Genomic DNA, 23032 nt, shown 5'->3' with positions numbered 1-23032 from the left:
GCAGTTTTTGTCCGGAATCCCCTATGAAGTTAACATCGAAAGGTCGCTATGCAGTAACAGCTATGCTGGACGTGGCTTTGCATTCAGAAAAAGGGCCTGTTCCACTGGCTGACATTTCTGAGCGACAAGAGATCTCACTTTCTTACCTCGAGCAATTGTTTTCCAGGCTGCGCCGGGAAAAGTTGGTGACCAGTATCCGCGGTCCGGGCGGCGGTTATTTGCTTGGACGTGACGCTCAAGATATTGCGGTAGGTGAAGTAATCAAAGCGGTTGATGAAACCGTAGATGCTACCCGTTGTCAGGGGCAGTCTGATTGTCAAAACGGCAACCGTTGTTTAACCCATAATTTGTGGCAGGACTTAAGTGAACGCATCGAGGTGTTTTTAGATGGCATCACGCTGGGCGAGTTAGTCACTAATGCATCAGTTCGTTCAGTTGCGAAACGCCAGGACAACGATAAGTCTAAACGCTGCAACAGTGATAAAATAGAAATTAGTTTGCAGTTGTAATTGGTATTGTTATGAATCCCCCTGTATATCTGGATTACGCTTCAACTACCCCAGTTGATGAACGCGTGGCTGAAGTTATGTTTCAACACCTCACCAAAGATGGTGTTTTTGGTAATCCCGCTTCACGTTCTCATCGTTTTGGTTGGCAGGCTGAAGAGGCTGTTGAAGCCGCTCGTGAGCAGGTGGCCAATTTGGTTAATGCTGATCCCCGAGAAATCGTATTTACCTCGGGTGCAACAGAGTCTAATAATCTGGCCATCAAAGGGGTTGCAGACCATTATTATCAAAAAGGTAAGCACATCATTACTGTTGCCACTGAGCACAAGGCCGTATTGGATACCTGTCTGGCGCTGGAAAATGATGGTTATGAAGTAACTTATTTAACACCTCAAAAAAATGGGGTGCTGGATTTACAGCAAATTAAGAGTGCGCTTCGAGACGACACATTACTGGTTAGCGTGATGCACGTGAACAACGAAACCGGTGTGATTCAGGACTTACCATCTATTGGAAATCTGTGCCGCGAAGCAGGCGTTTTGTTTCATGTAGACGCGGCCCAAAGTGCCGGCAAAATTGCTATTGATTTGGCTGAGTTACCTGTGGATTTAATGTCTTTTTCAGGTCATAAAATTTATGGTCCCAAGGGCATTGGTGCACTGTACGTAAGGCGTAAACCAAAAGTGCATGTAATAGAGCAAATTCATGGCGGTCGCCATGAGCGAGGAATGCGTTCAGGTACGCTTGCTACTCATCAGATAGTGGGTATGGGCAAAGCGTTTGCTATTGCCGATGAATGCATGCAAGAAGAACAACAAAAAATACGAGCCCTCAAAGAGCAGTTTATTGATGGCCTGGCGGATTTATCTGATGTGATCATCAATGGTGAGCAATCCCAGTCCGTGCCCGGTATTGTGAATGTCAGTTTTGAACACCTGGACGGTGAATCGCTGCTAATGGCCTTAAAAGATATCGCGGTATCCTCTGGTTCTGCTTGCACATCAGCCAGCATGGAGCCTTCATATGTATTAACTGCCATGGGAGTGGAGCCGCAGCTTGCTCATGCCTCTATTCGTTTCTCATTCGGTCGTTATACAACAGAAGCCGATATAGATCTGGCGTTGGACAACCTGTTTTTCGCTGTGCCTAGATTGCGCGACATTGCCGGTTGACAGGCGTATTGAGTGGTTTTTACACCCCACTAGATGAATTTTTCTTAAAAATTACCTCACAAAGATAGGAATGCGGCGCACAATTGCATATAATCCGCGCCGATTTAATTTTAACCAATAATTGGAGCGGTAAAATGGCGCTAGAACGCACTTTTTCCATCATCAAGCCCGATGCAGTAGCAAAAAATGTTATCGGTGCTATCTACAATCGTTTTGAATCTGCAGGCCTGCGTATCGTTGCAGCTAAAATGCTGCACCTGAGCAAAGAAAAAGCTGAAGGCTTTTACGCTGAGCACAAAGAGCGTCCTTTCTTCCCGGCTCTGGTAGACTTCATGACTTCTGGTCCGGTAATGATCCAGGTTCTGGAAGGCGAAAACGCAGTTGCTAAAAACCGCGAAATCATGGGTGCAACGAACCCAGCTGAAGCTTTAGCTGGTACTTTGCGTTCTGATTACGCTGAGTCTATCGACGAAAATGCAGTTCACGGCTCTGACGCTGTAGAGTCTGCGGCGCGTGAAATCGCTTACTTCTTCGCTGACGAAGAAGTGTGCCCTCGCACCAGATAATTGCTTTTGAACTGCCAGAAGGCGGTTCGTTGATAATGAAAGGGAGCTTTTGCTCCCTTTTTCTTGCTTATAGCAAGAAATGGTTGAAATATATACAATGCGGCTTGTTAAGTAGGGCATCATTGGTTTTTGTTGAGGTATGATCTAAATGACAGTGAAAAGTGTCAGCGAAGCAAAAGTAAACTTGTTGGATTTAAACAGGCAATCTTTGCGCGACTTTTTCTCCGAAATGGGTGAAAAACCCTTCAGAGCGGATCAGCTAATGAAGTGGATTTATCAGCAAGGGGAAGACGACTTCTCCAAAATGACTAATCTCAACAAAAACTTAAGAGCCAAACTGGAAGCTCGGTGTGAGATCCGCGCTCCGGAGATAAGCACATTTCAACAAGCCTCCGATGGCACCATTAAATTCGCTTTGGTGCTCGCTGGCGGTCAGGAAGTGGAATCGGTGTGGATCCCCGAAGAAGATCGAGCCACCCTGTGTGTTTCGTCCCAAGTGGGCTGTGCTTTGGAATGTACTTTTTGTTCAACAGCGCAACAAGGCTTTAATCGCAACTTAACGGTATCGGAAATCATTGGTCAGGTATGGCGTGTTGCTAAATTTATCGGTCTGTCTCCGGATACCAATGAACGTCCAGTTACCAACGTGGTTATGATGGGCATGGGAGAGCCTCTACTTAACCTGAAAAATGTCGTCCCGGCGATGGAGATCATGTTAGATGATTTGGGGTTCGGCTTATCCAAGCGTCGCGTTACGCTGAGTACTTCTGGTGTGGTGCCTGCACTAGACAAATTGGGCGATCAAATCGATGTCGCTTTGGCGATTTCATTGCACGCACCAAATGATGAATTGCGTGATGAGATAGTCCCGGTCAATAAAAAATATCCGATTGAAGAGTTTCTCGCCGGCGTAAGACGCTATTTAGAAAAGTCCAACGCCAATCGCGGCAAAGTAACTGTTGAGTATGTGATGCTTAACGGTATCAATGACAGTATGGATCAGGCTGAAGAACTGGCTCAGCTAATGAAAAGCACGCCTTGTAAAATTAACTTGATACCATTTAATCCCTATCCAGGATCCCCTTATACTCGATCCAGTAATTCCCGCATAGATCGCTTTGCCAAAGTGTTAATGGGCCATGGTTACACTGTGGTGGTACGCAAAACCCGTGGTGATGATATTGATGCCGCCTGTGGTCAACTTGTCGGGGATGTGGTGGATCGCACCAAACGCTTGTTGAAAAAACGCATGAAGGGTGAAAGTATTGAAGTTCGGGTTAATTAATAACAATAAAAGCCTAAAATGATGCGCAACTTAATATTTGTTTGTTCGATACTTTTAGCCGGTTGTGCCAGCCAGCCAGTAAGTAACAAGAATACTCTTGCACCCGGTGTAAACCAGGTAGAAGCCGCTAAAACACGTGTCTCCTTGGGTCTAACCTACCTGAAAAATGGCAACTATGTTCAGGCCAAAAGTAATCTCGATAAAGCACTGGAGTTTGCCCCTCGTCTTGGTGATGCTCATTTTGCGCTGGCATACTATTACCAGCGTGTTTCGGAGTGGCAAATCGCACGCCAATACTACGAGCAGGCCATGCACCTGGATAGCAATAACCCGGATTTGATCAACTCTTACGGCGCGTTTTTATGTGAGATTGGCGAGTATCGGGAGGCCAAAGAAAACCTGCTGCGCGCTATCAATATTAAAACCTACAATCGCAGTGCGGAATCTTATGAGAACCTCGCTATTTGTAGTCACCGCCAAGGCAATATCGGCGAAGCCATGAATTATCTGCGCAGCGCCTTACAACATCAGCCCGGACGGGCCCGTAGCTGGTATATGTTGGTGGAACTTTTGTTGGCCAAACAACAGTGGCAAGAGGCGAAAATTGCTTATCGTCAGTACGAAAAAGTCGTGCCGGTGACCGCAGACACGCTAAATCTGGCGATAGAGATTGAAAATGGCCTTGGCAATGCCAATATTGCACAGGGTTACGCTGATATGTTGCAAACCTTATACCCGGAACGGGTGGGAATGCCGCGTACTGTAATACTGGCACCTTCTCAAGTTATACACACACAAGCAGAGCAGCAATCCGTAGGGTTATCCAGCCAGGTTGAGGGCAAAGATGTGGTGTATCACGTGTTACAGAAAGGCGAAACTTTGTATCAGATTTCGCGTCGATATAATGTTAGAGTTCAGACTCTGGTGGATTGGAACAACATCAAGGATGTTGCCGATTTATCCATCGGACAAAGAATTATCGTATCCAACCCAAATTAACTAGAAGTATTTGTGCATTTATGGCAGAAGAAATTCAGGAAGAAACGCCTCTCCCGGCGCCCGGTGTAAAATTAAAGATGCGCCGAGAAGCGTTAAACCTCAGCATTGAAGACATCGCAGACAAGCTTCATTTGCGCCCCTCTGTGGTGGCTGAGTTAGAGAGTGATGTCATTGATCACAATATTTCTATGACGTTTACTCGTGGCTATATCCGCTTATACGCTCGCCATCTCGAGTTGGATCCTGAGCCCTTGCTGGCTGAATTTGACGAACTGGCAAACCCGGTCAAACAGCCTGCCAAACTGCAAAGCTTTTCGCAGAAAGTGGCCAAACAAGCCAGTGATGCCCGCTTGATGATGTTTACCTGGTTTGTCTTGTTCGTTATCGTTGCCATGGCTGTGGTCTGGTGGTTCCAACAACCTGATACTGGCTCAACAACCACGACAGCCACTTCATCTCAAGCACAGGATGTTGGGAGTGTTGAGCAACCTACAGAGGCTACTTCGAATAATCAAGAGACTAGCGCGCAACAACCTATTGAAACATTTGCCCAGTCTGACCTGATATCTACAGACGCTCCTGAGAGTAATGAACCTCAGGTGCTTGAGAGTAGTGCGCAAGTTGTTTCTGAAATCACGGACAACAGCGATAACACTGCTACTGCCATTGTAGATTCTACTGAAAACGCTGCAGAGCAGAACAGTACTACTGAGCTTGCAGATGACGAAGTTAATGACGAGATTGAAGAAAATCCTGAGCCAGTTTTCAGCGAAGCACAAGAGACTGTTGCAACTGACAGTGCAGAACTTCAAATTACGACAGAGGGATTGTCAGCAACAGAGGACGCGTCTTCAATCGAGGAATCGACCGCAATCGAAGAGTCGACTGCAATAGAAGAATCCACCATAGCACAAACTGCAGAAGCGTCTGCACCTGCGGTAACCGAAGAGCTGCAAACTCTGCAGCCCGAGGACACTGAGATTGCGACAGCAGAGCCTGTTGAACTGATTTTTACTTTCTCTGAAGATTGCTGGATGAATTTAACCGATGCCACAGGCGAAGCGATAGCTTATGGCATCAAAGCCGCCGGACGTGTAATGCCGGTTAGCGGCGTTCCGCCCTTTGAAGTGAAATTAGGCGCTCCTCAAGCTGTGAGTTTAATGGTGGATGGAGTGCCGTTTGATATGAGCGGGTTCCCGGCCGGTCGCACTGCTACGTTTACTATAGGAGCTGAATAGTTATGACCCCTGAGTCTCCCATTAAACGCAGAAAATCCACTCGCATCAATGTCGGTAATGTGCCCATTGGTGATGGGGCACCAATTGCCGTGCAAAGTATGACTAATACGCCCACTACTGATGTCGCCGCCACAGTCGCACAAATAAACCGAATCGTGGGCGTCGGCGGTGAGATTGTCAGAGTTTCAGTACCCACCATGGAGGCTGCAGAAGCTTTCAAGCAAATTAAACAGCAAGTGAATGTGCCGCTGGTGGCGGATATTCATTTTGATTACCGCATCGCACTTAAAGTTGCTGAGTATGGTGTTGATTGTCTTCGTATTAATCCCGGCAATATCGGCAACATGGAGCGCATTAAGGCGGTAGTCGAGAGCGCCAGAGATAAAGACATTCCCATTCGAATTGGGGTTAACGCCGGCTCGCTTGAAAAAGATATCCAGGAAAAGTACGGGGAACCTACTCCCGCAGCACTGGTTGAGTCAGCAATGCGTCATGTGGATATTTTGGACAAGCTTAACTTTGACCAATTCAAAGTCAGCGTTAAGGCTTCAGACGTGTTTTTGGCTGTGGGGGCTTATCGTTTGCTGGCGCAAAAAATAGATCAACCATTGCACCTTGGTATTACTGAAGCGGGTGGCTTTCGAGCCGGGGCCGTTAAAAGTTCTGTGGGGCTGGGTATGCTGCTGGCTGAGGGAATTGGCGATACAATCCGCATCTCGTTAGCGGCTGATCCGGTGGAAGAGATCAAAGTTGGCTTTGATATCCTCAAGTCGCTGCGTATTCGTTCCAGGGGCATTAACTTTATTGCTTGCCCCAGCTGCTCTCGTCAGGAATTTGATGTCATCGGGACAGTCAATGCGCTTGAAGAGCGCCTGGAAGATGTGCTTACTCCTATGGATGTCTCTATCATTGGCTGCGTGGTTAATGGTCCCGGTGAGGCAGAAGTCTCGGATTTGGGCTTAACCGGAGCACGCAACATGAGTGGCTTTTATCTGGATGGTAAGCGCCAAAGAGAGCGTTTGGCAAATGATAATCTAGTGCAGCAACTTGAGCAGCGTATTCGCGCCAAAGCCGCGGCCCTTGACGAAAAAAATAAAATCCCGACAACACAGTTGTAATGCTTAACAGGTATTGTTCAAAGCCAACGATTCAAACATTGTTGTTTAAAGGCTTTGCGCCTATAATGCCGGGCTTTTAACTGCAAAATAAGTTTGAGAAGTAAACCGTGAGTAAAACGATACAAGCCGTACGCGGAATGAACGATTGCTTACCCGAGCAGTCGGGCTTGTGGCAATGGATAGAAGCGAAGCTAAGAGCCGCTGCAAACAGCTATGGCTATCAGGAACTCAGGACTCCTATCGTTGAGAGTACTGACTTATTCAAGCGCTCCATTGGTGAAGTCACCGACATCGTCGAAAAAGAGATGTACACTTTCGAAGATCGCAATGGCGACAGTTTGACGTTGAGACCTGAAGGCACGGCTTGCTGTGTCAGAGCGGGTAACCAACACGGTTTACTATACAACCAACAGCAGAAAATTTGGTACATGGGCCCTATGTTTCGCCACGAGCGGCCGCAAAAAGGCCGTTATCGCCAGTTTCACCAATTCGGCATAGAAACTTACGGGTTCCAATCAGCAGAAGCGGACGCGGAAGTGATCGCGGTCGCTGCCAGGTTATGGCAAGAGTTTGGTATTGCTGATGATGTCAGGTTGGAGATAAACTCTTTAGGCTCCAATGAAGCGCGTGAGCAATATAAAAACGCCCTTGTTGAGTACTTAAGTGGGCACAAAGAAAAGTTAGACGAAGATAGCTTGCGTCGCCTTGATAGCAATCCGTTGCGCATACTGGATAGCAAAAATGCCGGTGTTAAAGCTTTGTTACAATCTGCTCCGTCACTCACAGAATATCTCGACGAAGAGTCGAAACAGCATTTCGCAGCGGTACAAGCGCGTCTCGATGCATACGGTATTGCTTATACAGTCAACTCCACCTTAGTGCGTGGTCTGGATTACTATAATCGCACTGTGTTTGAGTGGGTTACTGACAGTTTGGGCGCACAAGGTACGGTATGCGCTGGCGGACGTTATGATGGTCTTGTGGAGCAATTAGGCGGTAAGGCCAGTCCAGCCGTCGGATTTGCATTGGGTATGGAAAGACTGGCGTTAATTCTCGCTGAAAGAGTCCCTCAGGAGACCATTAACCCGCCTACGGATGTTTATCTGGCTTCCATGGGGGAAAGCGCGGAACTTTTTAACATATCGCTTGCCGAAAACCTTCGGAATGCATTTCCTCAAGCTCGCGTGCAAACCCACATGGGCGGCGGGAACTTCAAGAAACAGATGAAGCGAGCCGACAAGGTCAATGCCAGTTACGCCATTATTGTTGGTGAGCAAGAATTGAGTGAGCAGAAAGTTCTGGTTAAATCTTTGCAAGATGGCCAGCAAGAAGAAGTCGCTCAAGCAGAGTTACAAGCATATTTAGAATCAAAATTGGCCTGAGAATTATTCAGGTAAGCATACGAAATTAATCAGAGGACACTGATGGATCATCTCAATACTGAAGAAGAACAAATTGAAGCCATAAAGAAATTTTGGAAAGAAAATGGCATGCCAATCATTGTCGGTGCAGCGCTGGGATTGGGTGGACTTTGGGGTTGGCGTTTCTATAACGAACAGCAGTTAAACGCACAAGAACAAGCTAGCGATGCCTATAATGTCGCTATTGAGAGTGCTGCTGCAGACGAAACCGACACGGCTGCTTTAAAAGGCTTTATCGATACCAACTCAGAGTCGACTTATGCGGTTATGGCGGCATTACAGCTTGCTAAAGTTGCAGTAGAGCAAAGTGATTTAACTGAAGCTGAAAAACAATTACAGTGGGCCGCTGACTCAGTCAACGATATTGCCATTAAAGATCTGGCTTTGGTTCGCCTGGCGCGCGTGCAAAACGAGCTTGAGAAATTTGACATAGCTAAAGCTACCTTGGATAAGGTGAGTAGCGATGCGTTTCAGGCCCAAGCTTATACCGTAAAAGGTGACATTCTGGCACGCCAGGAATTATTCGCAGAAGCGCAAGCAAGTTACACTAAAGCACTGGAACTGACTGAAGGTAATCCGGCGCTTATCCAAATGAAGATCGACCACCTCAACGCCAAAGTAAGTAGTTAACAATGACGCTATCTAAAATCTTATCAAGAGGCGCTTTGATGTTGGTTCTGCTGAACCTGACAGCGTGCTCTATGATACCTACCTGGATGGATCCCACTACCTGGTTCGAGGACGAGGAAGAAGCAGAAATCCGAGTTCTGAAACCCATCAGTGCGCAGTTTCAACCCGAAGTTGTTTGGGAAGATTCTGTAGGTGACGGAGTCGAGTCTTACTTTTCTCGACTTACCCCAGTTGTTGCTTATGACAGAGTGTTTGCTGCCAGTCGACAGGGGGTAGTGAAGGCGTTTAACAAAGTTTCAGGCAATGAAATCTGGAAAACAGACCTGGCGGACTATCGCGATGAAGGGATGTTATCTTCAGTGACTCAATTGTGGTCCGACGGTGTGTCAGCGCGCTTGTCTGGCGGTATTACCGCTGCATATCAACGCATTTATTTCGGCTCGGAAAACGGTTTAGTGTTTGCCATGGATGTGGACAGCGGGAAGGTTGTTTGGCAGTCCAAAGTGAAGGGTGAAGTATTAGCAGCTCCCGCAGTAAACGAAGGTGTTGTTGTGGTGAATACCGCTGCAGGTGTGATGCATGCGCTTGATGCTGAAACGGGCGAGGAACGTTGGGTTTACGAATCTGAAGTACCTGCACTGAGTTTGCGTGGTGTAGCGCCTGCCACTATTGCCAATGGAGCCGCGATAGCGGGTACAGCCAGCGGAAAAGTGGCCGTGGTACTATTGGAAAACGGCCAGGTGTTGTGGGAACAAACTGTTGCGGCTCCTTCTGGTGCCACCGAGCTGGAACGCATCGTTGATATCGACAGCGAGACCATCGTCTTCGGTGGTATTGTTTATGTTGTCTCTTACAACGGCACATTGGCGGCAGTGGAACTGCGCTCCGGTCGCGTATTGTGGAAACGCGAATACCGTTCTTACCGCAGAATGACGATCGACGGAAACAACCTGTTTGTGGTTGACGATAAGAGCCAGGTGTATGCTTTGGACAGACGCAACGGTATCGAACGCTGGTCGCAGTCGGCACTGCGAGATCGAGAATTAACCTCCGCAGCGCCGGTGTCTGGTTATGTGGTTGTGGGTGACAAATACGGCTTCTTGCACTGGTTAGATAAGTCCACAGGTGACCTGGTTGCACGACTCAACTTTGGTGGTGACGACGAAGATAATTCGGTTTACGTTGAGCCTGTCGTTGACGGCAACACCCTATACGCGATAACTCGCGAAGGTGATATCGCGGCTATTACAACGCCTTAGGCGCTGCGATAATCGACAATATTGACAGCGGCCCTCATACTATAAGGGCCGTTTTTGTTTTTAGCTCATCTCGGTATGGGCATTAGTTATTTTAGGAAGATAGATTCATGCTACCTGTAATTGCTCTTGTGGGACGCCCCAATGTAGGTAAATCAACACTGTTCAATCGGTTGACTAATACCCGGGACGCGCTGGTAGCTGACTATCCCGGACTTACCCGTGATCGTAAGTACGGTCAGGCAAAATATCAAGGTTGGCAATTTATCCTGATTGATACCGGCGGTATCAGTGGCGATGAGCAGGGTATTGATGCGGAAATGGCCAGCCAATCTTTAATGGCTGTAGACGAAGCAGACGTGGTGTTGTTTCTGGTGGATGCGCGCGCTGGCCTGACTGCGGCAGATGAAGGCATTGCTAAGCATCTGAGAATGCAAGGGAAAAAGACCCTTTTGGTGGCTAATAAAGTAGACGGTATCGATGGCGATAGTGCCTCAGCAGAATTTTACTCACTGGGGCTAGGCAACGTATATCAAATTGCAGCATCTCATGGCCGAGGCATCTCGCAGCTGGTGGAGACCGTGCTGGAGCCAATGGCTGAGCAATTCCCTGAGGTACACATCCCTGAAAAAGTAAAACGGGACGAAGAGGACGCGGAAAAAGAGCTGGAACGCTTGCAAAGCTTACCTATCAAATTGGCAATCGTCGGTAAACCCAATGTCGGTAAATCCACCCTGACCAACCGTATATTAGGCGAAGAGCGGGTGGTGGTTTACGACATGCCGGGTACAACCAGAGACAGTATCTATATACCCATGCAGCGAGAAGATCAGGAGTACATCCTTATCGATACGGCTGGTGTGCGTCGAAAAGGCAAAATCAACGATGCTGTCGAAAAGTTCTCGGTAATAAAAACACTGCAAGCTATTGAAGAAGCTAATGTGGTGTTACTGGTTATTGATGCGCGTGAGGGGATTTCCGACCAGGATTTGTCCTTGTTGGGGTTTATCCTTAATGCAGGTAGAGCGCTGGTGCTCGCAGTGAACAAGTGGGATGGTCTGGATATCAAGGTAAAAGATGACATCAAACGGGAGTTGGATTTCCGCCTCGGTTTTATCGATTTTGCTCGATTGCACTTTATCTCTGCCTTACACGGTACTGGTGTTGGCCATTTATATGAGTCGGTGCAAGAGGCTTATCAGTCGGCTACCAAGCGGGTTAATACTTCCATGCTGACGCGAATCATGGAGTTGGCTCAAGATGATCACAAACCGCCTTTGGTGCGCGGACGCCGGGTTAAAATGAAATACGCTCACGCCGGTGGCTACAATCCACCCAGGATTGTTGTGCACGGTAATCAGGTGGAAGACTTACCTGATTCCTATAAGCGATATCTGATGAACTATTTCAGAAAGTCGCTAAAAATCATGGGCACCCCGATTAAAATTGAATTCAAGGGCAGCGCTAACCCGTTTGAAGGTAAAACCAACAAACTCACTCAATCTCAGTACCGCAAGCGGCAGAGATTGATGAAGATGCACAAAAAATAAGGTGCAATTATTACAGTAAATACGGGGTCTAAATGGATCCCGTTTTTGTTTAAGAAGGTTATGATTAAACTTCTATATTGCATTTTTGCGTTAGTAGCCTTTGCGGGCAACTCTTTGTTGTGTCGCTGGGCACTGGCGGGTGGCTTGCTAGAGCCTGCGGATTTTACGCTTATACGTCTGGTCTCGGGAGCCTTCACCCTTTGTGTTTTATATGTCTTCAGTCAACCTGCGCAAAAACGTTTCAGTTTTTTAGCTCATGGCAGTTTTCGGGGGGGACTGGCATTATTTATCTATGCAACTTTGTTTTCATTTGCTTATGTTAGTCTGGATACTGCAACTGGAGCTTTAATATTATTTGGTGCTGTGCAGTTCACTCTAATAGCTCTGCATTTATTCAGTGGCAATCGACTCTCCATGGCAGAGGGAATTGCTTTAATAGTTGCGTTTTCAGGGCTTTTAGTGTTGTTGTTGCCCTCCGCCACAACCCCTTCTTTTACTGGATTTCTATTGATGCTAGTTTCTGGTGTTGCATGGGGGGCTTACACGAAATTTGGGGCTAATAGCGACAATCCTCTGGCTGACACTACTGCTAATTTTATCTATACGCTGCCATTTTGTCTTTTTCTATTCATTGTGAGTGGTAAACCGGAAAAATTTGATAGTCATGGAGTTTGGTTGGCGGTAATGTCCGGGGCTTTAACTTCCGGAATGGGATATGCTTTTTGGTATCGCGTTTTACCTCATATCAGTACGCTACAGGCCTCCGTTTCTCAATTAAGTGTTCCTTTCCTGGCAGCTTTGGCTGGTGTGGTTTTCCTGGGTGAGCACTTATCGTTGCAATTTTGGGGCGCGAGTATTTTGGTTATGCTGGGCATACTCAAGTTACATTTTAGCAAGCAATCTAATTGAGCATACTTGCCCTTGCTAGATAACCCGATTGCGAACTTCACCATCGGCAAAGCGCGTGGTTACTTCATCGCCCGACGAGAGAGATTTAGCGCTTTTCACAATTTCCCCCTCTTTAAAGGTAATACTATATCCACGCGTCATGGTGGCCAGTGGACTAACGGTGTCCAGCAGATGGCATTGGCTGGCAAACTGTTGTCTCTTCGAGCTGATTAAGTGCAACAGGCTCTTATTAAGACGATTGTTTTGCTCATTTAATATTGGTCGCTGCTGTTTGATCTCAACGACCGGATTATTGTTTTGGATTTTATTATTGAGTGCTTGTAACTGGTGTTGTTTTCGCAACAGTTGTTCATTAGTGATGCGACTCAAGCGTTCAGTTAAACGGTCCAGGGTTTGCCATTGTTCTCTGAGTTGATATTCAGGATGAAGTCGCTCTAACGAATGACGTTGCTGTAAAAGAATGTGGCGCTTATCCTGCAACAGGTGCATAAAGCTGGCACTTAATTGACGTTGTAATCCCCTTAGATGCTTGATGGCTTCATCGTTGGAGTAACTCAGTATTTCTGCCGCAGCAGAAGGCGTAGGGGCTCTGAGATCCGCCACAAAGTCTGCAATGGTAAAGTCAATTTCGTGACCCACCGCACTCACAACAGGTATTTGACTGGTGGCGATGACGCGTGCCAGTGATTCATGGTTAAAGCACCATAGATCTTCCATGGAGCCGCCACCACGTCCGATGATGATGGCATCAACCTGATTGTGCTCGTTGGCTAATTGCAGGGCTTTTATTAGATCACTATGAGCACTCGCTCCTTGAACTTGTGCCGGATAGATTATTACTTCGATGGCCGGGTTACGGCGTTGAAACACGGTAATAATGTCGCGCACAGCAGCTCCCGTTGGCGAGGTGATGACTCCGATGCGCTTCGCTTTTTCCGGTAAAGGGCGTTTTCGTGCAGGATCAAATAGCCCCTCTGCGCTCAATCGGGCTTTGAGCTGTTCAAATTGCACTTTTAAATCGCCTTCGCCATCGGGCTCCAGATGAGACGCGATTAGTTGGTAGTCTCCGCGGGCTTCATAGAGACTGATATCCCCTCTAACCAAGACTTTGTCTCCCTCTTTGGGACGAACTCTCACCTTGCGGTTAGCACCTTTGAACATGGCGGCCTTAACCTGGGCTCGGGCGTCTTTGAGAGTGAAATACCAATGCCCCGAGCTGGCAGCCACAAAATTGGAGATTTCCGCCGAGATCCAGATACTACCTATTTCGGACTCCAGAATGTGTTTGGCGAATCGATTTAATTTGCTGACTGTAAAAATATCGCTACGGGATTGCATGTTTTGCTGAGAATCCTAACTGTTGGGAAAAATAAACTTTAGTTTTGATGCTGTTTTTAAGTTTACCTGAATAACTAAAGCGGCTACAATTGCGCCGCAACAAAATACTCATATAGGTAGTTACATGTTGCGCATCGCCAAAGAAGCTTTAACGTTTGACGACGTTTTATTGGTCCCCGGACACTCCTCTGTTTTACCCCATACTGCAAACCTTCGCACACGCCTGACGCGTGACGTTTATTTGAATATTCCGATGGTTTCGGCAGCAATGGATACTGTCTCAGAAGCGCCATTGGCTATTGCTCTTGCCCAAGAGGGCGGTATGGGCTTTATTCATAAGAACATGACAGCGGAAGAACAGGCTGATCATGTGCGCCGCGTTAAAAAATATGAAAGTGGCGTGGTATCTGATCCCATCACCATTGATCCAGACGCCACCATTGCCGATGTTAATGCCCTAAGCGCTACTCACGGTTTCTCTGGTTTCCCTGTTGTGGATAAAGAAAATAACCTGGTGGGTATTGTTACTGGTCGAGACCTGCGTTTCGAACTGCATCTCGATCAACCCGTTTCAAGTGTAATGACACCCAAAGAGCGTCTGGTTACTGTGACTGAAGGTGAAGAGCCGGAAAGAGTAATGGAGCTTATGCACGAGCACCGTATCGAAAAAATTCTGGTTACGGATGAGCAGTTTAAGCTGGTAGGGCTTATCACGGTAAAAGATTTCAAAAAAGCCGAAAGCAAACCCAATGCCTGTAAAGATAAATTAGGTCGACTTCGTGTCGGCGCCGCCGTTGGGGTTGGTCCTGGCACGGATGAGCGCATTGCATTGTTGGTGGAAGCTGGCGTCGATGTACTTTTGATTGATACCTCTCACGGACATTCGGAAGGCGTACTGGAACGGGTGAGAACGGTTCGTGATACCTATCCAGAATTGCAAATTATTGCCGGTAATGTCGCTACTGCTGATGGGGCAAGGGACTTGGCTGATGCCGGTGTTGATGCCGTTAAAGTAGGTATTGGTCCAGGTTCAATTTGTACTACCCGTATTGTTACAGGTTGCGGTGTTCCGCAAATTACCGCGGTGTCTGATGCGGTGGAAGCGTTAAAGGACAGAGATATACCGGTAATTGCAGACGGTGGTATCCGCTACTCTGGTGACATTGCTAAAGCACTGGTTGCTGGTGCCAGTAGTGTCATGGTGGGCAGTATGCTAGCCGGTACAGAGGAAGCGCCGGGTGAAGTTGAACTTTACCAAGGCCGTTATTACAAGTCTTATCGCGGCATGGGCTCACTGGGTGCCATGAATCAGCGCAATGGTTCTTCTGACCGTTACTTCCAGGACAGCAAAAACGCTGAAAAACTGGTACCGGAAGGTATTGAAGGTCGAGTAGCTTACAAAGGCCCTATCGCCAATATCGTGCATCAACAAATGGGCGGTTTGCGCTCGGCAATGGGCTTAACCGGTTGCCAGACTATTGATGAACTGCGTACCAAGCCAATGTTTGTCAAGGTTACTGCGGCGGGTATGGGCGAATCACACGTGCACGACGTGACTATTACCAAGGAAGCCCCCAACTACCGCATGGGCTAAGTGACCCTGTAATTCTAAGAGTAGCCAACCGGCTACTCTTTTTTATTTCTCATTGTTAAATGATTGATTCGGAAGACGAGCAAATGAATTTAGATATCCACCAACATAAAATCCTGATCCTTGATTTTGGCTCACAATACACCCAACTCATTGCCCGTCGCGTGCGTGAAATTGGCGTTTATTGCGAACTTTGGGCTTGGGATGTTGATGAGCAAAGTATTAAAGATTTTGCGCCAAACGGGATCATTTTATCGGGTGGCCCAGAATCAGTACATGAAGCTGACTCGCCAAGAGCCCCTGAGTGGGTTTTTCAAGCCGGTATTCCGGTGCTGGGTATCTGTTATGGTATGCAAACCATGGCGGAACAATTGGGTGGTAAGGTGCAGGGCAGTACCGAGCGGGAATTTGGCTATGCTCAGGTAGAGGTAGTAAATCCTTCACCACTGCTGGATAAGATTGAAGATCATCTCAACAGTGCGGGTAACCCGTTGTTAGATGTGTGGATGAGTCACGGTGATAAGGTGGTGGCGATGCCGGAAGGCTTCGAGCTGATGGCACAAACCGAAACTTGCCCTTTTGCGGGTATGTTCCACGCTAAAAAACAGTTTTATGGCGTACAGTTCCATCCGGAAGTCACCCATACTAAACAAGGGATGCGTTTGCTGTCTCACTTCGTGCAGGAGATTTGTCAGTGTGAGGCACTTTGGACACCAGCTTCAATCATTGAAGATGCAGTGGAGCGCATTAAGCGGCAGGTAGGTGACGATGAGGTCATTTTAGGTTTATCTGGCGGGGTTGATTCTTCCGTTACCGCGATGCTGTTACATCAGGCTATCGGTAGCAACTTAACCTGTGTATTTGTAGACAATGGCTTGTTGCGCCTCAATGAAGGACAGCAGGTGATGGATATGTTTGGTGACCACTTTGGGTTGAATATTATTAAAGTGGATGCCGAAGAGCGTTTTCTTTCCGCACTTAAAGGTATTGAAGAACCCGAAGCCAAGCGTAAAACTATTGGCCGTGTTTTTGTGGAAGTATTCGATGAAGAATCGAAGAAACTGAAAAATGCTAAGTGGCTGGCGCAAGGTACAATCTATCCAGATGTTATTGAATCAGCAGGTTCAAAGACAGGTAAGGCCCATGTGATCAAATCCCACCACAATGTCGGCGGTTTACCCGATGATATGGCGCTGGGCCTGGTTGAACCATTGCGCGAATTGTTTAAAGACGAAGTGCGCAAGATTGGCCTGGAGTTGGGTATCCCTTATGACATGTTATACCGTCACCCCTTCCCGGGACCGGGCTTAGGTGTGCGGGTATTGGGTGAAATCAAAAAAGAATACTGTGATTTGTTACGCAGAGCTGATGCCATTTTCATTGAAGAGCTTCACGCTGCTGAGCTTTATCACAAAACCAGCCAGGCCTTCACCGTATTCCTGCCGGTGCGCTCTGTAGGTGTTATGGGCGATGCCAGAAAATATGATTGGGTAGTATCACTGCGCGCCGTGGAAACGATTGATTTTATGACCGCTCATTGGGCACATTTGCCTTATGATTTCTTAGGTAAGGTATCCAATCGTATTATCAATGAAATCGACGGCATATCTCGTGTGGTTTACGATATCTCTGGCAAACCCCCAGCTACGATTGAGTGGGAATAGTAAGTGAGCGTTTACTCGCTAAAGTATTTGGCTAATTGATTTTTATCTGGTAGCCCATAAATATATGAAAGGCCTTGGTTATCAAGGCCTTTTGATTATGCGATACGGGTTTATAACTATTCCGTATCTATATCATCCAGCATCCCTTTTAAAAATGGGGCATAGCGCTTCCATTGCTCTGAGCTTCCTCGGTAAATACCTTTGCGTACTTGCATATTAGAAGCCGTTGTAACTGCTCTGTTGTTATCTTCGGGGCGAAGACAAGCATCCTCAAAGTCCAGCTCCAGAAAGTCCAGCAGCTTTTTAGTTTCTGATTCAGGATTTTCAGTTATTGCATCATAGCTAATGGTACAGAGGTTAGCGTCGATTTCTTTATACCAAAAACTCATTAAATCTTTGTACAATTTGTAGTATTCAACAGTGTCAGCCAGGTCATAACTGTAGCCCAATCCGTTTGCCACGAAATATTGCTTAAAGTTGCCCCAGCAAACTGCTGCAGCATCCCTTTGTACATGGATTATTTTAGCGTCTGGGAAAACCTGGTTGATAAGGCCAATAAAGCGGAAATTGGCGGGCATTTTGTCTGTTACAAATGGCTTGCCTTCAGAGCGTTCTTTAATATGGTTCAGGTAACCGTCTCGAAATTGCAACAATGCTTCAGGTGTTGCTTTTCGATCTCCTCTGGCAAGTTTAATACCGTAGCTACCCACATAGGCTAACTCTCCCGCGCCCTGTATTTGGGAATGGGAAGAGATTATTTGTTCAACTAAAGTTGTCCCGGAGCGAGGCATGCCTAGCACAAATATTGGAGCTGGGAAATCGTGATTTGTTTGCTTTGGTACTTGTGTTTTTCGAAGTTTGCTAAAGGTCTTTTTAATTTTATCAAAGAGTTTTATATCTTCTTCAATGTTGTAGCTAAGGAGGCGTTTACGCAACGCGTTTCCTGTAGAGTAACTTTCAAAGGCTTTCTCGTATTCACCCTCTTTTTCGTAGATGTTGGCCAGACCTACATAGAGCTCAGATTTCCCTGTTTCAGGGTAAACCTCACTCTGGCACAAGGATTTCATTTTTAAATAGGCCTCATCACCTGTCTTGATGCAGTTCATTGAGCTTAACACTCGATAGGTTTCAGCGTGCTCTGAGTCGCAAGATAGGGCTTGTTTGTAGTATTTTATAGCTTCTTCTGACCTGCCACTATCCTGCATTAATTTGCCCAGATTGAAGGGGATTTCGAACAACTCTGAGTTATGCTGCAAAGCTTTCCTGTAACTAGCTTCAGCATCTTCCAGCCTTCCTTGTTTTTTGTGGATACTGCCTAAGTTGCTGTGGGCTTCTGCGGACTCAGGTTTGTATTTTATCAACTCGCGCAAACAATTTTCTGCTTCTGCCAGTTTGTCTAACTCTTTGAGCGCGTTGCTTAAGTCTAGATTTATATCAATTGCTTCAGGATTGATGGAGAGTGCTTGTTTGAGATGATGGGCCGCGTTTTCAAATTTTCCCTGGTCTTTGAGGGTTTTTCCTAAGTTGCGATGAGCTTCCCAATAATTTCGGTTGAGTGTGATGGCTTTCTCAAACGCTGATATTGCTGAATCCAAAATGTTGAGATTTTTACAAGCAACTCCGAGGTTGTTATAAGCCTCAAAATAAGCCGGGTTAAGCTTAATTGCTTTTTGAAAGCATTCGCGCGCTTTCTGGTATTGTTCCAGGCTTTGCAGGCTAACACCTAAATTGTTGTGTGCTTCCGCACTGTTGGGGTTTAATTCTATTGCCTTTTTATAGATATCAATAGATTCTGAAATCTGTCCCAAACTCTTTAAGACAACACCCAAGTTGCTATAAGCCTCAGCATACTTATTGTTCAGGGCGATTGCTTTTTCGTAGCTTTGTTTTGCCTGTTCCAGTTGTTTGTTTTCTTGCTGTATCGTGCCCAAATGACAATATGCTTCTGCGTCTTTGCCATTTAAAGCGATCGCCTTATTGATTGCTGTCATCGCTGCATCGAGGTCACCTAACTTCCAATGAGAACCTGCCAGTGCTTTCCAGGCAAATTGGTTTTTGGGGAAGCGCTCTGTAACCGCAAGCGCAACACTTATTGCTTGTGCAAACTCACCTTGCTCAAACAGAGACAATAAATGCGAACAAAGGGCTTGTTCACTCATACTGTTTGTTGATGTGGCATCGGTTTGTAGTGCGATTTGTTCCGAGAGCTTATCCAACTTCTGACTTTTAATACCTTGTTTTTTTGACGCATCGATTGCCGCTTTGGCTTCCTTATAGTGCCGAATTTTTATCAAAGTATTCACAAAGCTAATCCAAAACTGTTGCTCTCTGGGGTTAGCTTTGATGGCGTTGTTAAACAGGGGAATCGCTGCTTCAGGCTGATTGGCTGTAAGTGCCAGTATACCCAAGTTATGATTGGCGTCAGGGTGAGCCGGGTTTGCTTTAAGTATCTTTCGATACTGACGTTCTGCGACTTGCAGCTTCCCTTGTTTGTGTGCTTCTATTCCCTGCAGTAATTCATTTTTTAAATTCATACTTAACTGATTCTCCTCATGTCACCCAACGCCTGCCATCTTTGCTGAAAATTAATCTCTGTATTTTTGCATTTGGTTTAATATCACCAATTAACTTCCAATGGGATAATCACCCGAACGGTAAATTATCACTCTGATTAGGCTGCTGTTGTTCAATGGCAGATTTTACGTGTCTAAAAATGTTGTGAAGTTTAAAGCAATATTAACTAATTCAGAAGTGCACACGAGCAGTTAGTTCTGTTGATTACGAGTGATTTTTGCGAGGGGCTGAGTTTAGAGAATCTGCGCAGTACTTCAGAGGGAGCCCACGATTCTGGCAAAGCGACCTCCCTCACACAAAGATTAAGCCTAACTAAGTATCTCATTACTCAGTTGGCAGTTGTTAGTGATTTAATTTAAAGAGTCAAACTCCTTGTTCAATTGATATTTGCTATCGGTGACAATGCGCTCTAGCGTCGCAACCCGTTCCTTGAGCTGATTGATTTCAGCTTTTAGTTGCTCACTATCATCAGAGGTTAATTTTGATTTGCTACGGTGATTGAGGATCATACTGACCATCGCAATGGTGCAACCAAAAATAATACCGATGATGGCAACAGCAGTGACATTCATAATTGTTTCCCCTTAAAATATGAATTGATGAGATTTGCAATATAGTCTCAATTCAAAGCAAATCTTTTGCCAAATAAAAAAACGTTTAAATACAAAAGGATACGCATATCATGATAGCGAACCACAACGTTTGATGGCGATATTCACCAAAGTATGACCTGAATGACGAAAAAATGCTAAAGCAAAATAACGATGATTTTTTTATGGCCAAGGCCCTGGAGTTGACCGACAAAGCTGAGGCTAGTGGTGAAATTCCGGTTGCCGCTATTCTGGTGCAAGAGCAAAGTATTATTGCAGAAGGGTGGAATCAAAGTATTACCTTAAATGATCCTTCAGCGCACGCTGAAATGCAGGCGATACGCAAAGCTGGAGAGCTGCTCAATAATTATCGTTTACCCGGGACTACTTTGTATGTAACGCTTGAACCTTGTCCCATGTGCGCAGGACTGCTTGTGCACTCGCGTATCGAACGCCTGGTGTATGGAGCCTCGGATTATAAAACAGGGGCTTGTGGCAGCATTATGGACCTGGTACGCAATAGCCAATTAAATCATCAAATAGAAGTTACGTCGGGAGTACTGGCGGAGGAATGTGGCGCGCGTTTATCGGAATTTTTTAAGCGCCGTCGCGCTGAAAGAAAAGCGCTGAAGCAAACAGCGGGCTGAGTTGTTGGTGTTAGCTCGCTGTTGCCAGATCATCCATTTCTAATTGTGATTGAAAGTCTTGTCTGCGCATATTCACTTTGCGCTGCAGTTTTTTCAGCAACTGCTTCCTTCTTGTGGCGCAATTCATATTGCGTCTTTGGGTTAATGTATTTCTTTTCATAAGCTACTCCTTGTTCGGTTTCCTCTCGATCTATTCATGCAGGGTCTGTTCATGCATGCTCTATTGACGTTTGGACTCTGGCAGGCTCGCTTAAGTCACAAAAACAATACATCTTATTTCATTAGACCGGAGTATTGAAAATTCGTTTCAATTTTATTAAAGATTGAGACTGATGTTTCAAATTACAAGGGTTTTATTGCAAAACAATGAAACTGTAGGTAACAATTTGTGACATTAACAATGTCAGGTGTCGGGAAGTACAGGCGGTTTTTGCTCTTCTGCAGGCGCTTGCTCATCGTAATAATACACTAAGCTGTCGTAATAACGTCTTATATTTGCTACGTATTGCAGGGCCTCATTACCCCGGGCATAACCATATCGAGTCGTTTTGTAAAAACGTTTTTGGCGTAGCAGTGGCAGATGCTTTTTCACGTCTACCCATAGGTCGGGGTTCGCTCCTTGCCTTTGGGTCAGGACACGGGCATCTTCAAGGTGCCCCAAGCCTATATTGTAGGCAGCCAGGGCAAACCACAATCGATCCGGAGAGGTGATCCGGGCCGGGATCCTACGCAAAAGACTGTTAAAGTATTGACTGCCGCCCCGGATGCTTTGTTCAGGATCTAATCTTGACGTAACCTTCCAGTCTCTCGCTGTGGGCAGCGTCAACATCATCATGCCTCTTACACCTGTAGGAGACTTTGCTCTCGGATCCCAGTGACTTTCCTGATAACTCATTGCTGCAATTAAGCGCCAGTCAATATCGCCAGAATATTGCCTGAACCAGGGTTCATACTTTGGTAAAACTTCTTTCGCAGCTTTTAAGAAAAGTGTCGTATCGACATAATTAAATTGCCTGACATGACCGAAGTATTTGTCTTCCAATACTGCCAAAGTATCGTTTTGTTTAATCAGGCCAAAGTACTCTATCAGAGCGCCAGACAACGAATCATCGCTGTTTATAGATGTGGCCCATGCCACGGGGTGCTCGGCATTCACTGTAAATGCAATACTTAGTTCAGGGTATTTGCGTCGTATCAATGACAACAGATTGGAATCCACTATTGTGTATGTGATGTCACCACTGACTATGGCCTCAAGTAATTCCAGTTCATCTTTTTCCTCAGTAAGTTCAAAAGACCATTTTTGATTTTCATCTATTTCATAGGCCTCTTTTACTTTTCTGATGACATGCTCGTCGCTGGTGTCACTGGCCAGGACCAGTTGACCTTCTAATTCACTAAAGCTTTTAGGGCGAGTACGGCCCTGCAAAAAGACTAACTTTTGACTGAGCTGTTGGTACGCTGGACTGAACTTGAGATATTCCCGGTTTTCATTGGTGACCGGCATATTAGACGCAATCACATCTATACTGCCTTTTTGTAAAGCTTGAAGCAGTTCTGTGGTGGAGTAGTAGGGGTATACTTCCAATCTTACGCCGAGATAGTCAGCGAAACCTTTGGCCATTTCATATTCGAATCCCTGAGGTTGTGTTGAGCCATTCAGGTAAGTGGTGGGACCGTATTGCGTTCCTACTTTAATGACTCCATCCTGAGTTATCAGCAATAGAGAAGCCTCGGGTAGGCGTTGTCCGCAGCTCTGCAAAAGGCAACTCAATAGCAAGATCAGTAGTATTTTCTTCATGGAACAAAAAAATATGGAAATTTAAGCTAATTCTATACCGGGTTTTTGGTCAGGAATCTTATAAATGGATCGGATTTGCTCTATAATCCTGCCGCCGAAGTTCCCTGAAATTTAGTCTCAGGGTTGCAGGTATAGCCATTTTTTTCAACTGATTTCCTTTTTGCAAAGGAAACTGTC

At 46.1% G+C, this 23032-nt stretch carries 20 protein-coding genes; 15 read left to right on the top strand and 5 right to left on the bottom strand.

The genetic code is table 11. From position 1 onward, the window contains the following. The first annotated feature begins 23 nt into the window (after positions 1–23). The 12 genes from iscR to ACXAGP_RS18835 all read left to right on the top strand — a co-directional run bounded on the left by iscR (position 24) and on the right by ACXAGP_RS18835 (position 12650). The gene (iscR, locus tag ACXAGP_RS18890; protein ID WP_475263154.1) at positions 24–509 is read left to right on the top strand and encodes a Fe-S cluster assembly transcriptional regulator IscR; all 486 of its coding nucleotides are present in this window, start codon (positions 24–26) and stop codon (positions 507–509) included. Positions 510–520: 11 nt separating this feature from the next. After that, complete coding sequence (locus ACXAGP_RS18885; RefSeq protein WP_475263152.1) at positions 521–1678, top strand: IscS subfamily cysteine desulfurase; 1158 nt, start codon at positions 521–523, stop codon at positions 1676–1678. Between the two features lie 134 nt (positions 1679–1812). Beyond that, a complete protein-coding gene (gene ndk, locus ACXAGP_RS18880; RefSeq protein ID WP_338293945.1) occupies positions 1813–2244 on the top strand; it encodes a nucleoside-diphosphate kinase in 432 nt (143 codons plus the stop codon). A 148-nt stretch (positions 2245–2392) separates the two neighbouring features. Beyond that, positions 2393–3529 (top strand): dual-specificity RNA methyltransferase RlmN, encoded by a 1137-nt coding sequence (gene rlmN, locus ACXAGP_RS18875; RefSeq protein ID WP_475263151.1) that lies wholly within the window; start codon positions 2393–2395, stop codon positions 3527–3529. Positions 3530–3547: 18 nt separating this feature from the next. Continuing rightward, the gene (gene pilW, locus ACXAGP_RS18870; RefSeq protein WP_475263149.1) at positions 3548–4528 is read left to right on the top strand and encodes a type IV pilus biogenesis/stability protein PilW; all 981 of its coding nucleotides are present in this window, start codon (positions 3548–3550) and stop codon (positions 4526–4528) included. Positions 4529–4548: 20 nt separating this feature from the next. Continuing rightward, positions 4549–5766 (top strand): RodZ domain-containing protein, encoded by a 1218-nt coding sequence (locus ACXAGP_RS18865; protein ID WP_475263148.1) that lies wholly within the window; start codon positions 4549–4551, stop codon positions 5764–5766. A gap of 2 nt (positions 5767–5768) precedes the next feature. Next, positions 5769–6884, top strand: coding sequence for a flavodoxin-dependent (E)-4-hydroxy-3-methylbut-2-enyl-diphosphate synthase (gene ispG / locus ACXAGP_RS18860; protein WP_475263147.1), 1116 nt, complete (start codon positions 5769–5771; stop codon positions 6882–6884). Positions 6885–6991: 107 nt separating this feature from the next. Next, positions 6992–8266: a histidine--tRNA ligase gene (gene hisS / locus ACXAGP_RS18855; protein ID WP_475263145.1), complete on the top strand. Its 1275-nt coding sequence runs from the start codon at positions 6992–6994 to the stop codon at positions 8264–8266. Positions 8267–8308: 42 nt separating this feature from the next. Continuing rightward, entirely contained in the window at positions 8309–8935 is a 627-nt protein-coding gene (locus ACXAGP_RS18850; protein WP_475263144.1) for a YfgM family protein, read from the top strand. A gap of 2 nt (positions 8936–8937) precedes the next feature. Beyond that, the gene (gene bamB, locus ACXAGP_RS18845) at positions 8938–10194 is read left to right on the top strand and encodes an outer membrane protein assembly factor BamB (protein ID WP_475263143.1); all 1257 of its coding nucleotides are present in this window, start codon (positions 8938–8940) and stop codon (positions 10192–10194) included. A 107-nt stretch (positions 10195–10301) separates the two neighbouring features. After that, positions 10302–11741 (top strand): ribosome biogenesis GTPase Der, encoded by a 1440-nt coding sequence (gene der, locus ACXAGP_RS18840; RefSeq protein WP_475263142.1) that lies wholly within the window; start codon positions 10302–10304, stop codon positions 11739–11741. Positions 11742–11801: 60 nt separating this feature from the next. After that, the gene (locus ACXAGP_RS18835; protein ID WP_475263141.1) at positions 11802–12650 is read left to right on the top strand and encodes a DMT family transporter; all 849 of its coding nucleotides are present in this window, start codon (positions 11802–11804) and stop codon (positions 12648–12650) included. 15 nt (positions 12651–12665) lie between these two features. Here the strand turns inward: ACXAGP_RS18835 and xseA are convergent, their stop codons facing one another. Further along, positions 12666–13988, bottom strand: coding sequence for an exodeoxyribonuclease VII large subunit (gene xseA / locus ACXAGP_RS18830; protein WP_475263140.1), 1323 nt, complete (start codon positions 13986–13988; stop codon positions 12666–12668). Between the two features lie 124 nt (positions 13989–14112). Here xseA and guaB point away from each other — a divergent pair, with 124 nt between their 5' ends. After that, positions 14113–15582: an IMP dehydrogenase gene (guaB, locus tag ACXAGP_RS18825; RefSeq protein WP_475263138.1), complete on the top strand. Its 1470-nt coding sequence runs from the start codon at positions 14113–14115 to the stop codon at positions 15580–15582. 83 nt (positions 15583–15665) lie between these two features. Beyond that, complete coding sequence (guaA, locus tag ACXAGP_RS18820) at positions 15666–17243, top strand: glutamine-hydrolyzing GMP synthase (RefSeq protein WP_475263136.1); 1578 nt, start codon at positions 15666–15668, stop codon at positions 17241–17243. Between the two features lie 116 nt (positions 17244–17359). Here guaA and ACXAGP_RS18815 read toward each other — a convergent pair whose 3' ends face one another. Further along, the gene (locus tag ACXAGP_RS18815; RefSeq protein WP_475263135.1) at positions 17360–19777 is read right to left on the bottom strand and encodes a tetratricopeptide repeat protein; all 2418 of its coding nucleotides are present in this window, start codon (positions 19775–19777) and stop codon (positions 17360–17362) included. 390 nt (positions 19778–20167) lie between these two features. Next, positions 20168–20389: a hypothetical protein gene (locus tag ACXAGP_RS18810; RefSeq protein ID WP_338293932.1), complete on the bottom strand. Its 222-nt coding sequence runs from the start codon at positions 20387–20389 to the stop codon at positions 20168–20170. Between the two features lie 173 nt (positions 20390–20562). Here ACXAGP_RS18810 and tadA point away from each other — a divergent pair, with 173 nt between their 5' ends. After that, positions 20563–21054 (top strand): tRNA adenosine(34) deaminase TadA, encoded by a 492-nt coding sequence (gene tadA / locus ACXAGP_RS18805; protein ID WP_475263134.1) that lies wholly within the window; start codon positions 20563–20565, stop codon positions 21052–21054. Between the two features lie 10 nt (positions 21055–21064). On the opposite strand, the gene ACXAGP_RS18800 is transcribed toward tadA, so the two are convergent. Together ACXAGP_RS18800 and mltF are read right to left on the bottom strand one after the other, a co-directional pair. Further along, positions 21065–21214: a hypothetical protein gene (locus ACXAGP_RS18800; RefSeq protein ID WP_338293930.1), complete on the bottom strand. Its 150-nt coding sequence runs from the start codon at positions 21212–21214 to the stop codon at positions 21065–21067. Between the two features lie 243 nt (positions 21215–21457). Continuing rightward, on the bottom strand, positions 21458–22855 hold the full coding sequence (gene mltF, locus ACXAGP_RS18795) for a membrane-bound lytic murein transglycosylase MltF (RefSeq protein WP_475263133.1): 1398 nt from the start codon (positions 22853–22855) through the stop codon (positions 21458–21460). Positions 22856–23032 lie beyond the last annotated feature (177 nt).

The sequence above is a fragment of the Planctobacterium sp. AWM4_229 genome (assembly GCF_056160305.1).
The sequence above is the reverse complement of the archived record's forward strand: the minus strand, read 5'-3'. Positions and strand labels throughout refer to the sequence as shown.